The organism is Mucilaginibacter ximonensis (genome assembly GCF_042686265.1).
GTDB classification, from domain to species: domain Bacteria; phylum Bacteroidota; class Bacteroidia; order Sphingobacteriales; family Sphingobacteriaceae; genus Mucilaginibacter; species Mucilaginibacter ximonensis.
On sequence record NZ_JBHUPD010000002.1, the window covers coordinates 508,943 to 523,015 of the forward strand.

A 14,073-nucleotide genomic window follows, 5' to 3' on the forward strand; every position below is an offset into this window, starting at 1 on the left:
GTTTTAATATGTTTTTGTGGGATTTGTCGTATACCAAAACCAAACCTTACAGATACAATCAATTTTTATTTAATTCTTCTTCAATGCGGTGCTGAAGATCCTGTTTAAAGTCATCATCAAGCTTAACGGGCTCATGGCCACTATGGATCATTTGCTTTACCATTTTATTGATAATACCGCTTTGATGTTCAAAAGTGCGGCAAACCGAACAGCCGGCCAAATGGATACGCAGCTCTACCTTTTCGCGAAAACTTAAGCTACTTATCAGTTTTTTTTCTATCAGCAATGTGGCTTTGCGGCAGTTATATTGAATTTTCTTTATCGGTCCCATCTTATATCCAGTTTTTTTGAAGGCAAGCCCTCAGGTTCAATTTAGCCCTATGAATAATCACCCAGAAATTAGCGGACGTTACCTTTAATCGCTCGCATATATTCTCTGACGACTCATCTTCCATATGCTTCATAGTAAAAACAGCAAGCCAAAGTGCCGGTAGCTTCTGCATACATTGGTGAAGCACCTGGTTAAACTCCTTGTTATGCAGCGGATCGTGATCTTCAACGCCCCAGGCTTTAGGCCAATGTTCCTCCCGCCAGTGCCCGTCTTCGTGAAAAAAATCCTCGTAATCCTTATCCTCTGTTTTTTCAGGCTTCCTTAGCCCCGACGAACGTTTGCGATAAATATCGATGATCTTATTTTTCAGAATAGCTGTCAACCAGGTGCGCTCTGTGCTACGGCCTTCAAAACGCTCAGCTTTTTCAAGCGCGGCTAAAAAAACCTCCTGCACCAGGTCGCGCGCTTCGTCGGCATCATTAATGCGGCCCAACGCGTAGGCATAGAGATAGTCGGCATGGTTATTAACCCACGCATGGGGGTTAAGGGTATGAGGAACTAATACTTGATTTGACATTGTTGTAAACACCTGTTAGTCGTAAACAAACACAAAACCTTACAAACGAAATTAAAATTATTAAATTTATTGTAAGGGAACGTCTATTGCCCCGACCAATTGCGTACATACCTCATATACAATTAAGTTATGAAACACGTTCGAGTAATTATTTTATCAGCAATATGCCTCTCCGGTTTAATTTTTAATGCCTTTGCCGGCAAACCATACCCGGCAGGCAAAGGCTTTGTCGTGGTGGAACTCTTTACCTCTGAAGGCTGCTCGAGCTGCCCGCCCGCTGACGAGCTGGTGGCCAAAGTTCAAAAGCAATATCAAAATGAGCCGGTTTATATTTTGGCCTACCATGTCGACTATTGGAACCGGCTTGGTTGGAAAGATGTTTTTAGTGATGCCGCGTATTCGCAACGGCAAGAGGCTTATGCAAAAACACTGCATATTCCATCAGTTTACACGCCGCAAATTGTAGTTAATGGGCAGAAAGAGTTTGTTGGCTCGCAGGAAGGAAACTTGCGCAATTCGATTATTAATGGATTGGGGAAATCATCATCGGCACAAATAAATTTAACCGCCTTAAAAAACACAGGTTCTAAAATTGCGGTCACTTATACCGTCAGCGCAGCGCCTAAATATAGCGAAGTGGTTTTGGCATTGGTGCAAAAATCAGCGCAAACAAAAGTTAAAAGCGGCGAAAATGGCGGCCATACGCTATCGCATGTGCAAATTGTACGGCAACTGCAGCGCCAGGCTCTTGGCTCAAATGCCACAGGTGCGGGCACATTGACTTTGCCGTCGATTTCCGGCAATCAGAATTTCGAGGTGATTGTGCTGCTCCAGGATTTATCAAACGGCCAAATTACAGCTGCTACTAAACAAGCTATACCGGCCGCCTTATGAAACAGATCAAAGAAAAACACTCGCTGGCTATGCGCTGGTGCCATTGGGTAAATTTTCCGATGCTCAGCATCATGATATGGAGCGGCATGCTTATCTACTGGGCCAACGACGAATACAGCATCACCTTATTCGGGCACACATTTTTTAAATTTTTCCCTGACTGGTTTTACCGCTATTTTAATATAACGCATCGCCTGTCAGAAGGTATGGCCTTTCACTTTCTGTTTATGTGGTTCTTTATTCTTAATGGCGTGTTTTATATTTTGTATACGCTGATATCGGGCGAGTGGCGTGAATTGGTGCCAAACCGGCGGTCGTTTAAAGAAGCCTGGCTGGTTTTGCTGCACGATCTGCATATCCGCAAAATGGCGCCGCCTCAAAAAAAGTATAACGCAGCGCAACGTATCGCCTACACTATGATCATTGTAATGGGTATCGGCTCGGTTATCAGCGGCCTTGCCATTTATAAACCCGTGCAGTGTTATTATTTAACCTGGCTGTGTGGTGGTTACCATTCGGCACGCATTATTCATTTTGTATTGACGTTGGGTTATGTATTTTTCTTTGTCATTCACATAGTTCAGGTTTTCCTGGCCGGGTGGAAAAACTTTAGTTCGGCAATAACAGGCTTTGAGGTTTTAGAGACCGGGCCAAAAATTAAAAAGGCAGATGAAGCAGAAAAAAATTAAACAGCCGCTTACTGTTCAGCAAAAAATCAATCGCCGCACGTTTATATCTTTCGGCGTATTTGGCGCAGCCGCCGTTACCGGTGTTTTGGGTTGGCGCTGGCTTTATCATTCGCCCGAAGAGGTTACGGCTATTACCGGCGGTCAGCGCGTGCCCTTGCGCCGGGCCTTAAACAAAACCGAGTTGGCCGTGCGCCGGCTGCTGTATAACGAAAATCACCTGGTTAAAACCTACTCAAAAGACCGGGCCGCAAAAAACGTAAGGGTAAACAGCGACATCGGTATTGAGGCCGATAAACAATTTGACATAGCCAACTGGAAGCTTGAAGTAAAAAAACAAAACGGCGAAACACTTAGCATTGGTTTAGACGAACTCAAAACACTGCCTAAAACCGAAATTGTTTATGATTTTAAATGTGTTGAGGGTTGGGACCAGATATCGCACTGGGGTGGTATAAAATTTATTGATTTTTTGAATCACTATAAGCTGCAAGACCAAACGCAGCTGCAATATGTCGGCATGGAAACTCCCGATAAAACCTATTATGTGGGGATAGATATGCCCAGCGCTATACACCCCCAAACCATTATGGCCTATGAGGTAAATGAAAAGCCACTGCCTTTAGAAAACGGCGCTCCGCTGCGGCTTATCATTCCAACTAAATATGGTATTAAAAACCTAAAACGTATCGGCACCATAACTTTCAGCAACAACCGTCCGCACGACTATTGGGCCGAGCAGGGGTATGATTATTATTCCGGATTATAAGCTTCCTGGTCTTTTATAATCATCGCGATCTCGGTCTGGATCATAATGCACACCCGGGGTTAACCAATACAGGAGTACTACCCGCGAAAATTTAAAGTTAAAAGGCGATAGTAAAACCGACACCCCCAACAAGGCTATTACATATGCCCAGGGATTATGGCTGCCGGTTAGTATATAAATACCTACAGCCATAGTTACCATCTCGGCAACGTTAAAGGCGTAGCTCACAAACATGGCTACATAAAAGTACCCCGGCTCAATCTCAAACGTGAAGCCACAGTGCGGGCAGGCCTTATTCATTTTTTGCGAAAAAAGATTATATCCGCTGTTGGCGAACATGTCGCCTCTGCGGCATTTTGGACATTTGGCATGGAGGGCTGCTGATAGTTGTGAGGTTGGCATGGCTATTGGTTTTATGGTGGAACTATTCATGACTATTGGTTATTTTTCTGAATTCTTCGGGCGTAGTACCTGCTTGTTTTTTAAAAAACTTGGTAAAGTAAGAGTTGTCGGTAAAGTTGAGCTGATTAGCTATTTCTAAAACCGTCAAATCATTATTAATGAGCAGGCGTTTTGCTTCGAGAGCAATCCGGTTACGGATAACTTCGCCGGCAGACATCCCCAATACATCATTACATAAAGCGTTTAAATGATTGGGGGTAATATACAACAGCTCGGCATATTCTTTAGGTAAACGTAAGGCGGTATAATTCTTTTCAATGAGCTTTTGAAAGCTGCGCAGTAACGTGTAGTTATAATGCGGTATGGCCTTATTTACGGTAGCTATTCCTGTACGGGCAACGGTTATGAACAACTGCAGCAGCAGGGCGCGCACCATGTCGTCGGCCAGCGGCTTCGGTTCTTCCGTTTCGCAGATCAGTTGTTCAAACAGATTTATTACCTGGGCTTGCGCACTCTCTGGGATATCGATAACCGAGTCGTCTACAATGCCTGTGAAAAACGGAAATTCTTCCAGATAATTAGCCTTTAGTAAAAATGACTGGAAGAAAGGCACTGAAAAATTAATTATGTAGCCATCTACCTCCCCTTCAAACGCCCATTTATGTACCTGGCCAGGGATCATGAAATAAATCTGGAAGGGTTTTACAGAAACTTGCTGGAAGTCTATAGTTTGTGAACCGTCGCCTTTGGTAAAAAAAACCAGGTGATAAAACGAATGTTTATGCGCCAGGTGCAAATTACGGTGGCTTTTTAAATAGGACGCAAAGCGGCTGATGAGCAAATCATCCTGACGTTGAGTCAGGCTGCAAATATCATATATAGGGATGGCCGCTTTCATTACTACAAAGATAAGAAGTATCCCGCGCCTTAAATGGTATTGTTTATGGCACTTATGGTACTATTTACCGATTGTGGCCTTTTGTAGTGAATACTTTTCGCCATACGCATAAATGGTTTTTCAACAACAATTTCAAACAACCATGCAAATGCTATAGTAACTATTAGCGCTACCACAAATAACAGGTGTTTGGTTACAGTAGTATGGCAAAAACGCAAGCCAAGGTTGATAACCCTTACACCGATTACCGAATGAGTGAGGTATAACGAATAAGATATCCTCGAAAAAAACCGAATGATCATGTTGTCGTTTTTCCAGAAATGGATCACCATCATGGTAAAAACGCAACACCAAAAAATGGGTATGCTTTTTATAAAAATTAGTACAAAGCAAACAGCTATCACACCAAGATATGTCGGCGTATTAATTTTTTGATCGTATAAATAAAAGTTTGCGGCCATTCCCAAACAAAACAACGGCAAAGAATACAGCACCAGCATGGTGTTTTGCGTAGGTATAAAGGAAATGCCCAAAAGAAAGGCTATACCTATAACCAGGTTCAAGGCCGATTTTTTGATGAACCAAAAGATTACCCCTATCAAAATATAAAACTGAAACTCGATGCCCAGCGTCCAGAAAACAGGGCTGTAGTATTCACCCAGTTTAAAGTTATTCAGATATCCCAAATGATACAGAAAGTTCAAAAACGAAAAATGGAAAGGCACGTGGTTAAATGGCGCCGATATAAAAAGCAGGAATAAAATAAGCAGAATACAGATAATATAAGGCGGATCGATCCTAACGATTCTCTTTACAATAAATGTTTTAAAGTCTTTAAGCTGATAATCTTCAGGCATCGAGTAGCATATAATAAAACCCGATATGATAAAGAACATTTGCACGCCATACCACCCATATAGAAAAAGTTGTTTAAAAACACTCGAATCAGAAAAGATTGGTTGAGCGAAAGTTAGATGAAAAACACAGACACCAAGCGAGGCTAAGGCCCTTAAAAAAACGACCTGGGGTAATATTTTTTGTTTGTCCATTTGGGGTTCGGCATGAACATACATAAAACTGTTCAAAATACAGGCATGCAGACACCAGATAAATCGCACAAACCATTTATAACCGTTGCGGTTATACCTTTATGAACCTGTACTACAAAATATGGGCAGATGCCATTAACCAGGCAAAGAAAAACAAGGCCGAAAATAACGGCTGGAAATTGATGCCATTAATTTCTATCTCCATATTAATGGGCGTTAATCTGCTGACATTATTTTTACTGCTGCACGCCCTTAATAACCATTTACTTTTACTATTTCCTGTGCATATTTTTTATACAACCGGCTACAATACGGGCATATCTGTGATTATTACTTATGTCCTGCCTTTTATAATATTGAATTATCTGCTGATTTTTTCAAATAACCAATACCAAACTATAGCACAAAAACAAAGAAACAGCAATGTCTTCAGAAATTATGCTTTAATATCTATTGGCTTAATCATAGTTCCCTTATTGTTTAAAGTGGTGTTTTTTAGCTAACGCGATGTGTTTAGCTCAAGTGAGAAAACCGACGTACTTGGCTTAGATATAATCCTCTCCTGTTGGCAGAGAAACACGATACTTAAAGCATCGGTTCAAATCTTAACGCTTTCATGCCACCTTTCCAGATACTTTCGCCAAGGACTTTCAGCTTTTCTTTATCCTCATCAAAAACTTTTGCGAAAATATTGCAAGCGTCTAATCCGCGGCCTTCGCCATAGTAAATACCCATGCAGTTTACTGTTTTTGTACGCCGGGCATTTTGAGGACCATATACTACCTCGCCAGGCTCGGTAAAAACCGAAGCATTTTCCTGAATCACATCCAGTGGCGCAGCATCGTCAATCCAGATTTCCTGTCCGGAAACCCGCGCATGCATAAATTTGCGGGAAAAAGGCAACAACGCTTCAAAAGCCTTGCATGTGGCTGTTGCGTCGTCAACATAAAATTCAAAGCGGATAATTTGCTCTTCCGGAGTTCTCAAAATAAAACCGTTCATAACTGCAAAGTAGCTTTTAAATAGTTAAAACACTTCATCCTAACTTTGCTTTATAATAATCATTCTTTTCTACTTGACAATTTTTCTTTAACTTATAACTAACACCTCATAAGCACCTACAAGCCGCCATTTAACATCTAACTAATTAGATATTAAGCCTTTGCTACTACTTTTTTTTTAAAAACATTGCATTCTTCATTTTTAGTTCCTAATATTATATCAACTAAACTTAATCATAAATTAAAAATAACCTAAAAGCAATTTATCGCAACAATAAACCATTCCTTGATTTTTTTTTAATATCGAAATTGGATAGTCGCCAGTTCTTCTTGTTTTTTCTACCGCTTAATACATTGTACCTGTATTCTGCTATATGTATATTTTTATTAACCTACGTACTATTTATTTAGTCAATAATTTATAACCTAACCCATTAACCACTTATGATGTAAAATAAAATTTAATTATGAGAAAGGACAAAGTGTCCTTCCGTAAATGGGATTAGATTTTTCTCAAAAACTAAAAATCAAAAACCTTAAACCTTACATTTAAAAACAACAAATTATGAAACCTAACTTTAAAAAGCTTAATTCTTTAGTGCTTTTAACAATACTAACTAGTACAGCTGTTCTGGCTATCCTAGTAAATGCATGTAAGAAAACTTCTTCTTCGTCTTACAATGACAATATTCAACTTAAAAGTACACTTTTGACCAGTTTGCCCGGTTACATTACCCTAAATAACGTACCAGAGGGCTTTAAACAACTGGGCCAACTCCACAATGCTGGATTGGATTCTGTTTTTAACACGCTGGCAACTGAACTTAGGGCTCACACAAGTTCCGTTAGAATAAGTCCCGCAGGCCTTATGTCTTCTAATAAGTTCGATTATGATGCTGTATTAAAAAATGCTCTTGAAAAATTTTTCGCTACTAATCCTACAACTGCAAAGTCTTACCGTATAATGGGGCCCTCTTTTGTTAAATATGCGCAGAACAGAGTACATGTTAATGAAAAAGGACCAAAAAAATCAATATTGAGTTTAGATGAGAGCGGTAAAGGTTCAAATGCATTACAAACCTTACTAAACCAAATTACAGTTGCTTTATCTACAAAATTTAAACAAAATTCAATGTTACAACTGAAAGTGGAATTAGAAAAAATAAATAATAATGCTTCAAAGATGTTGAGTAATGGAGAGGCCAACGAAGTATATGCCGCAACAAGTGTGGGATTTGCTTCCTATCAATATTGGTTTAAAAACTACAGAAAATGGTATTTTGCAATGCAATACCCTACCGTTTTGGCTAAGTATAGTAATTTTCAGCTAAATTATCTATATTTTAAGAAGAATATTGGTACTGCAAGAACAAACAGTTTACGTACTTTAGATGCTGACACCATTTATTATGTTCCGGAATTAAGCGAAGTTGATATCTATCCTGACTATGCCGACGAAGCGGAAGATGACGGCATTGATATTCAAGGGATTGTGGATGGAATTTCTGATTGGTGGTCAAAACATGGCGAAGACACTGTAAAAGCCGATATACAGGGTGCTATAACAGGGGGAGAAGCCGGTGCTGTAGCAGGTTGGAATGCCGCTGGGGGAACAGTTGGGATTGTAGCAGACCCGGAAGGTGCAGTCGTAACCGTTGGTAGCGCAACTCTTTTATGGGGTGCGGGCACCGGAGTTGGTGATTCCATGACTACAGCAGGATGGGATACAATTTGGGACAGCATAGGACATTAATATGATTTTTTGTTTAATAATTTTGTTTTTCTTTCAATTGTCTATTGTACTGAGAGTTTACATTTCAAGAACTCAAAAAGGAATTATAGGAATACTTCCTGAGTTATGTTTATTGGCTGGTATATTAATAGCAAGTAAATATTGGAATGTGTCTTTTTTGCAAGAAATATACACAGGCATTGCGTTGATTGTAATGTATATAGTAACTATAGAATTGATTTTAAGAGTCAAGAAGTAAACAAAACTATCGTTGGGGGTGGCTTACGTCACCCCTAACTGATTTTCGCAAATGAAAAAAAACACCTTATTTATATTAGTGCTGTTTTTGTTATTGAGCAGTTATGCCAAATCACAAATAATACCGCCTTATGATAAGATAGGGAAGGAGATGTTATTTGTCGATACGCTAAATGCAAGAAATCAAACAGATATTAAGATCGAAGAGCTAAAAAGGCAGCTAGCTTCTGCAACTACTACAAAAACAACCACAGCTTATTACAATTTAGCAATTTGTTATGCTGCTAAAAACGATGCTCAAAATGTATGTTATTATTTAAATAGATGCTTAAAAAGCGGACGAGGTTTGATGCTTTTTATTATGACCGATACAGACTTTGAGCCATTTAGAAGCGATGATTGCTGGAAAAAAATAACGCAATCCGTCGACTCAATTTATCTGTCAATGTATCCAAAAGTAACAGACAAACAATTGGCGGTAAAGTTATTTCATATCTATCTTAATGACCAACAAGGCCGGGGGATGGGATTAAAGAAAAAAGATAAAAAATTCTTTCATGATGAAGAGGATTTGGTCGAGGTAGAAAAAATAATCAGTCAATATGGCTGGCCTACTTATACAATGGTTGGCCCGGCATCGGCAAACGGCGCATTTTTAGTACTACAGCACGCCAGTTTACAAGTTCAAGAAAAATATCTGAACATGTTAGCAGAGGCGGTGGCTAAAAATGAAGCCAGCAAAGAATGGTTTGCATTGATGACAGATAGAATAAGCGTTGATAAATATGGGTATCAAATTTACGGCACACAGGTTTACAAAGAAAAAGATAAAACAACCGGAAAATATGGCGCATATAAATATGCACCTATAAAAGACGAAGCAAAAGTTGATTCTTTACGTGCAACCTTAGGCTTAATCCCTTTAAAACAATACTTGAACTATTTCGATATCAATTATCCGGAAAACAGTAAATAGCAATATTTTTCAATAATATAGCTACGATTTCAAAAATGCGGAGTTGATTGTTAGCATGGATGTTACAAGCAATAACAGTTGCTGATTGCTAATTACTGTATAGGTAGAGTAAAACATGCTTGTGGTCAATTCCAAAAAGTTTAAAAAACCAACCCATCACATAAAAAGCACGATAAATATTTGTTGAATTGATATTTATCCTGGCTCAATTAATTACCAACCGATGTTTACACGTAAAGCAATATTGTTAGCAGCGTTTTTTATTTACACTATTAGTGCTGTTTTTAACAATGGATTTTATTATTACGACGAACACTATCAGTTGATTGAATTTGCAGAATTAAAATCCGGAGAAAATAAGCCGTCAGATCTGGCCTGGGAGTATAAGGCTAAAATAAGGCCCGCGATACAGCCTTTAATAGCTTATCTCTTTTTGTCCGTAGCAAAAGCTTTCAATGTAACTGACCCTTATGTGTCTATGATGGGTTTAAGGTTTCTTACAGCCATATTGGCTGTTTTAATAATTAGTTACTTTATAAAGCAAACAGATTTTTTAATAAAACCCGACTTTAAAATTTGGTATAATTTATTGTCTTATTTTTTATGGTTTTTGCCTTTTATCAATGCTCGATTTTCTTCAGAGTCATACGCCGGTTTAACTTTTATACTTGGCCTGGCTATTTTACTGTCAAACTTAAAGTATAAGTTTATTTTAACGGGGGCGTTGTTGGGGTTGAGCTTTCTTTTCAGATTTCAGACGGCTTTTATGTCTCTGGGATTGATATTATGGATTATTTTTATTTATCAAAGCAGATTATCGAATATTTGCAAATTATTGCTTGGGGGAATAGCAGTACTAACTTTAGGATTTGTAATCGACTATTGGTATTATGGGCAGCTTACTGCAACTTTTGTTAATTATTATATAGCCAATGTGGTTAATGACGTTGCTTCGGGTTATGGCAGGTCTCCATGGTACTTTTATTTAACAGAAAGCACCGGTGCAGCAACAATACCCTTAGGATTATTGATCTGGGTATGCTTATGTATTCAGTTGATTGTTAATAATCGCAACTTCATAAGTTGGGTGTTACTTCCCTTTTTAATAGTTCATTTAATAGTTCCACACAAAGAATTAAGATTTTTATTTCCTATAGTTAACTTCATTCCGCTAACTATGGTTCTGAGCCTTCAAACGCTAGGTGGTTTTAGCCTTTTCAAAACTACGTTTAAGTGGAGTGCTCTTGTTTCGGTTATGTTGATTTTTGAAAATTGCGTTGCATTGTTAATGATTATGTTATCGCCGGCCGATGATGAGGGCAGAGCTAACATCACACAAAAAATTCATAATGACTATAGTAATAGAAAAGTTGTATTGCTTACCACTAAGGGGGCTAACCCATACCAGCCTATACCCATCAAGCAACATTTTTATTTTGATAAAAATGTAGATGATCAACCACTCAACTTATTCACCCCCATTCAATTTGATAATAATGTTAAAACCTTAGTGGTTATCCAGGCAGACCAGATTAGTTATTACACTTTTTTGTTTGAACCTTATAAACTAAATAAACTTGAGACTGGTATTCCTGACTGGATATGCTATATTAAAACTTTTACCGGATACGAGAACCACTCGTTGCTTTTATTTGAAGTAATGCCCAAAAACTAGAAACTTAAAAACCTTATCCTAACAATCGCATGTATTCAATCACGCAATTTTTGACATCCAAGAAAAACAGGGCCTTTACCACAATTATTTTTCATGTTGCAATAGTTTTGACGGTTTATGGTTTTTTACATGTTTTTTATCAATCCAAATATGTAGCGCCTACTCCTAACAATTTAATTCGTTGTGACGCCTATTGGTATTACACCATAAAAGAATTTGGGTATTTATATACGCAAGATAGCGCGAGTAACTTGGCGTTTTTCCCTCTGTTTCCGCTAGTTTGGCGACTAACTGGCTTAGATATTTTGTTAATAAGCGTTTTTAACTTGATTATATTTTGCTTTTCACTTGCCTTTCTTCTAAAAGAGCAAAAGCTGCATCATAATATAATATTATTACTACTTTCATTTCCTTCTTTTATATTTTTTGCGGTTCCGTATTCGGAGTCATTGTTTTTTCTTTTTTGTACCTTAATTGTAACCGGGTATAAAAAAGACTCTATATGGCTATTGTGCATTGGCTTGTTTGGAGCAGCATTAACCAGGTCAGTTTGTGTAATTTTCGTTCCGGCTATAATTTTGTGTGAGTTGCTTAATTACGGCTCCAAAAAAACACTTCGATTGCGGTTTTTACAAACGGTTTATAAACTCTGGGCCAGTCTAGGAGGCCTTTTTTTAGCAGGAGTTTATATGGCCCGTAATGATGGTAAATGGTTTTATTTCATTGAACTTCAAAAATATTGGAGAAGACACTGGATTATACCGCAATTTCCATTGACAACTATTGCGGCAAATAGAGTGCTCGGATTAGATGGCATTGCATTTACTTGTGGTGTTCTGGCGATATTTTTTATCGTTCGGTGGGTTTTGGCCCATATAACAAAGAAAAAACCACTGCTATTATCTGCAGTTAATCAGTCTGTGTTATTTTCAGCTTTATACATAGCTGGTGTTACTATACTCGATACTTCGTTTAGTTTTAACTTAGGCAAATCTACATCCATATGGAGTATAAATAGACATGTGATGTGTACTCCCTTCACACTAATATTTGTAATTTATTTATATCAAGGGTTTTCTCCCAAATTAAAAGAAGGTGTCATATTAATTTTGTTAACGCTTTTTGGCTTTTTTTTTACGGGGGTCTACCAGCATTTTAATTTAAATGTGCTTTGTTTCTATTCGCTCTTTTTTCTTGTGTTTTATCTTTTAAAATATTATCCGTTTTTAAATAATTATTTTGTACTCTATTATAGTTTGGCTGTTTTTATGCAAGCATCGTTTTATTCAGATTTTCTAAATAGTGCGTGGATTGGCTGATTCAACTGTTGCATCATTTGTGCGAACAATACGAGGTCATTACGCTGTATTAGACCTAATAATCACTGTATCTTAAAGACCCCTATAAACAAAAAAGCCCTTAGAACTTATCTAAGAGCTTTCTATCTTGTGGGAGCAACAGGATTCGAACCTGTGACCCTCTGCTTGTAAGGCAGATGCTCTGAACCAGCTGAGCTATGCTCCCTTTGTTTTGGGACTGCAAATATAGACCTCTGATTTTATTTCGCAAAATAAAATTGAAATAATATTTTTTTGCCTGATTATCAGACTAATTTTAATGCTCCGTCCCTGACATTGGGTTAAATGATATCGTAAATTCCGTCCCTTCGTTAACTTTACTTTTAACATCTATGCTCCCGCCCTGACTTGAAATGTGATTGTAAATAAGGTATAAACCAATCCCCTTGCCGTCTTTATTGTTGTGAAACTTTTGGTGCAAACCAAATAATTTGTCTTTTACTTTTTCCAGGTCAAAGCCAATACCTTTGTCGGCAAACTTAAGTTGCTTAACGCCGCCTACCAGCTGCGTACTAATAGAAATTTGCGGCGCTTCGCCAGGTTTGGCATATTTAATGGCATTAGTTATCAGGTTTAAAAAAACACTTTCCAAATGGTTTTCATTAAACCTGATATGATTAAATGCTGCAAAATCAATCTCAATATTAGTCCTTGATCCGCTGATTAATGATTGCAACGATTGCAATACATTCTTCAAAACAAGCTGTATGTCCAATTCATGCAGAGTGATGGTTGGTGTTGTCTTTTCAACCAAGGCATCAACATATCTGTCCAATGTCGTTTTCAGGTTATTGGTTGCGGCGCGCAGATGGCCAATAAACTGCTCCATTTCGTTTTCTTTATTTTTGCTGTTATCCAGCAGATCAAAAACAGCCAGTAAGTTAGCCACCGGCGCCCGCAGATCATGAGACGTAGTATAGTTTAGTTTTTTTAGGTCACTGTTAATCTCCGTAAGATTCTTGATCAGCCGGTTTCGGTCTGCCTCCTGTTTCTTTTTGTGGGTGATGTTTTTGGCGATGGCATAAACAACTTGCTCGCTGTCCACCGGCATTGAAGTCCAGGAAAGCCATACTACCTCTCCAGCTTTAGTTAGATACCGGTTTTCAAAGTTTAACAGCGGTATACCGCTTTCTGTCAGGTTTTCTCTATTAACAGCGGTATTTAACTTATCGTCCGGGTGAATAAAATCAGCTATTGGTCTTGAAAACAGTTCTTCGGCGCTATATCCCAGCAAACCGGATACAGCAGGATTGATCTTTCTGAAATAACCGTCATAGCCGGCTATACACAGCAAATCGGCCGAGAGATCAAAAAATAATCCCAGGTCGAAATGCTCATTAGGGGTATCTTTCAGCACCGTCATCTATAACTTGGATATTAACAGGTAAGCAATCGCAAAGCTATTATACATAAATTTGTACGGTTTATTGATTTTATTGTTTCAATATACCGTTATCCGGCGGCCGT

At 38.4% G+C, this 14,073-nt stretch carries 15 protein-coding genes and 1 tRNA gene; 8 read left to right on the forward strand and 8 right to left on the reverse strand.

Translation table 11 applies throughout. The features are described 5' to 3' along the window. Positions 1–58: 58 nt before the first annotated feature. Positions 59–331, reverse strand: coding sequence for a hypothetical protein (locus ACFS5N_RS09780; protein ID WP_377184798.1), 273 nt, complete (start codon positions 329–331; stop codon positions 59–61). Between the two features lies 1 nt (position 332). Further along, positions 333–908, reverse strand: coding sequence for a sigma-70 family RNA polymerase sigma factor (locus tag ACFS5N_RS09785; RefSeq protein WP_377184800.1), 576 nt, complete (start codon positions 906–908; stop codon positions 333–335). Between the two features lie 129 nt (positions 909–1,037). On the opposite strand from ACFS5N_RS09785, the gene ACFS5N_RS09790 reads away from it, so the two are divergent. From ACFS5N_RS09790 to ACFS5N_RS09800, 3 genes are read left to right on the forward strand one after another with little or no spacing between them, the layout of a single operon-like run. Beyond that, the gene (locus ACFS5N_RS09790) at positions 1,038–1,802 is read left to right on the forward strand and encodes a DUF1223 domain-containing protein (protein WP_377184802.1); all 765 of its coding nucleotides are present in this window, start codon (positions 1,038–1,040) and stop codon (positions 1,800–1,802) included. Further along, complete coding sequence (locus ACFS5N_RS09795; RefSeq protein WP_377184804.1) at positions 1,799–2,491, forward strand: cytochrome b/b6 domain-containing protein; 693 nt, start codon at positions 1,799–1,801, stop codon at positions 2,489–2,491. The genes ACFS5N_RS09790 and ACFS5N_RS09795 overlap by 4 nt, the downstream gene beginning before the upstream one ends. Then, positions 2,472–3,257, forward strand: a complete 786-nt coding sequence (locus ACFS5N_RS09800) for a molybdopterin-dependent oxidoreductase (RefSeq protein ID WP_377184806.1) — start codon at positions 2,472–2,474, stop codon at positions 3,255–3,257. Before ACFS5N_RS09795 ends, ACFS5N_RS09800 begins: the two co-directional genes overlap by 20 nt. Here ACFS5N_RS09800 and ACFS5N_RS09805 read toward each other — a convergent pair. Genes ACFS5N_RS09805 through ACFS5N_RS09815 form a run of 3 tightly spaced genes read right to left on the reverse strand, consistent with a single transcriptional unit; the run spans position 3,252 to position 5,630 of the window. After that, a complete protein-coding gene (locus tag ACFS5N_RS09805; protein ID WP_377184810.1) occupies positions 3,252–3,689 on the reverse strand; it encodes a DUF983 domain-containing protein in 438 nt (145 codons plus the stop codon). The genes ACFS5N_RS09800 and ACFS5N_RS09805 overlap by 6 nt on opposite strands. Then, on the reverse strand, positions 3,682–4,557 hold the full coding sequence (locus tag ACFS5N_RS09810; RefSeq protein WP_377184812.1) for an AraC family transcriptional regulator: 876 nt from the start codon (positions 4,555–4,557) through the stop codon (positions 3,682–3,684). Before ACFS5N_RS09810 ends, ACFS5N_RS09805 begins: the two co-directional genes overlap by 8 nt. A 29-nt stretch (positions 4,558–4,586) precedes the next feature. Continuing rightward, the gene (locus ACFS5N_RS09815; protein ID WP_377186537.1) at positions 4,587–5,630 is read right to left on the reverse strand and encodes an acyltransferase family protein; all 1,044 of its coding nucleotides are present in this window, start codon (positions 5,628–5,630) and stop codon (positions 4,587–4,589) included. A 77-nt stretch (positions 5,631–5,707) separates the two neighbouring features. On the opposite strand from ACFS5N_RS09815, the gene ACFS5N_RS09820 reads away from it, so the two are divergent. Continuing rightward, positions 5,708–6,109, forward strand: coding sequence for a hypothetical protein (locus ACFS5N_RS09820; RefSeq protein ID WP_377184814.1), 402 nt, complete (start codon positions 5,708–5,710; stop codon positions 6,107–6,109). Between the two features lie 82 nt (positions 6,110–6,191). On the opposite strand, the gene ACFS5N_RS09825 is transcribed toward ACFS5N_RS09820, so the two are convergent. Further along, positions 6,192–6,608, reverse strand: a complete 417-nt coding sequence (locus tag ACFS5N_RS09825) for a DUF3830 family protein (protein ID WP_377184816.1) — start codon at positions 6,606–6,608, stop codon at positions 6,192–6,194. Positions 6,609–7,172: 564 nt separating this feature from the next. Here ACFS5N_RS09825 and ACFS5N_RS09830 point away from each other — a divergent pair. The 4 genes from ACFS5N_RS09830 (at position 7,173) to ACFS5N_RS09845 (ending at position 12,567) form a co-directional block, all read left to right on the forward strand. Continuing rightward, on the forward strand, positions 7,173–8,360 hold the full coding sequence (locus tag ACFS5N_RS09830) for a hypothetical protein (RefSeq protein WP_377184818.1): 1,188 nt from the start codon (positions 7,173–7,175) through the stop codon (positions 8,358–8,360). Positions 8,361–8,649: 289 nt separating this feature from the next. After that, entirely contained in the window at positions 8,650–9,573 is a 924-nt protein-coding gene (locus tag ACFS5N_RS09835; protein WP_377184820.1) for a DUF6624 domain-containing protein, read from the forward strand. A 223-nt stretch (positions 9,574–9,796) separates the two neighbouring features. Then, on the forward strand, positions 9,797–11,248 hold the full coding sequence (locus ACFS5N_RS09840) for a hypothetical protein (RefSeq protein WP_377184822.1): 1,452 nt from the start codon (positions 9,797–9,799) through the stop codon (positions 11,246–11,248). A gap of 29 nt (positions 11,249–11,277) precedes the next feature. After that, the gene (locus ACFS5N_RS09845; RefSeq protein WP_377184824.1) at positions 11,278–12,567 is read left to right on the forward strand and encodes a hypothetical protein; all 1,290 of its coding nucleotides are present in this window, start codon (positions 11,278–11,280) and stop codon (positions 12,565–12,567) included. Positions 12,568–12,697: 130 nt separating this feature from the next. Here the strand turns inward: ACFS5N_RS09845 and ACFS5N_RS09850 are convergent. Next, a tRNA-Val gene (locus ACFS5N_RS09850) sits at positions 12,698–12,772 on the reverse strand. A gap of 90 nt (positions 12,773–12,862) precedes the next feature. Then, positions 12,863–13,969 (reverse strand): PAS domain-containing sensor histidine kinase, encoded by a 1,107-nt coding sequence (locus ACFS5N_RS09855; protein ID WP_377184826.1) that lies wholly within the window; start codon positions 13,967–13,969, stop codon positions 12,863–12,865. Positions 13,970–14,073: the final 104 nt, after the last annotated feature.

Coding starts and splice junctions, on each gene's coding strand:
- ACFS5N_RS09795 (WP_377184804.1), top strand. CDS start 1,799: ATGAAACAGATCAAAGAAAAACACTCGCTGGCTATGCGCTGGTGCCAT.
- ACFS5N_RS09840 (WP_377184822.1), top strand. CDS start 9,797: ATGTTTACACGTAAAGCAATATTGTTAGCAGCGTTTTTTATTTACACT.
- ACFS5N_RS09855 (WP_377184826.1), bottom strand. CDS start 13,969: ATGACGGTGCTGAAAGATACCCCTAATGAGCATTTCGACCTGGGATTA.
- ACFS5N_RS09825 (WP_377184816.1), bottom strand. CDS start 6,608: ATGAACGGTTTTATTTTGAGAACTCCGGAAGAGCAAATTATCCGCTTT.
- ACFS5N_RS09800 (WP_377184806.1), top strand. CDS start 2,472: ATGAAGCAGAAAAAAATTAAACAGCCGCTTACTGTTCAGCAAAAAATC.
- ACFS5N_RS09845 (WP_377184824.1), top strand. CDS start 11,278: ATGTATTCAATCACGCAATTTTTGACATCCAAGAAAAACAGGGCCTTT.
- ACFS5N_RS09830 (WP_377184818.1), top strand. CDS start 7,173: ATGAAACCTAACTTTAAAAAGCTTAATTCTTTAGTGCTTTTAACAATA.
- ACFS5N_RS09785 (WP_377184800.1), bottom strand. CDS start 908: ATGTCAAATCAAGTATTAGTTCCTCATACCCTTAACCCCCATGCGTGG.
- ACFS5N_RS09820 (WP_377184814.1), top strand. CDS start 5,708: ATGAACCTGTACTACAAAATATGGGCAGATGCCATTAACCAGGCAAAG.
- ACFS5N_RS09790 (WP_377184802.1), top strand. CDS start 1,038: ATGAAACACGTTCGAGTAATTATTTTATCAGCAATATGCCTCTCCGGT.
- ACFS5N_RS09835 (WP_377184820.1), top strand. CDS start 8,650: ATGAAAAAAAACACCTTATTTATATTAGTGCTGTTTTTGTTATTGAGC.
- ACFS5N_RS09815 (WP_377186537.1), bottom strand. CDS start 5,630: ATGTATGTTCATGCCGAACCCCAAATGGACAAACAAAAAATATTACCC.
- ACFS5N_RS09780 (WP_377184798.1), bottom strand. CDS start 331: ATGGGACCGATAAAGAAAATTCAATATAACTGCCGCAAAGCCACATTG.
- ACFS5N_RS09810 (WP_377184812.1), bottom strand. CDS start 4,557: ATGAAAGCGGCCATCCCTATATATGATATTTGCAGCCTGACTCAACGT.
- ACFS5N_RS09805 (WP_377184810.1), bottom strand. CDS start 3,689: ATGAATAGTTCCACCATAAAACCAATAGCCATGCCAACCTCACAACTA.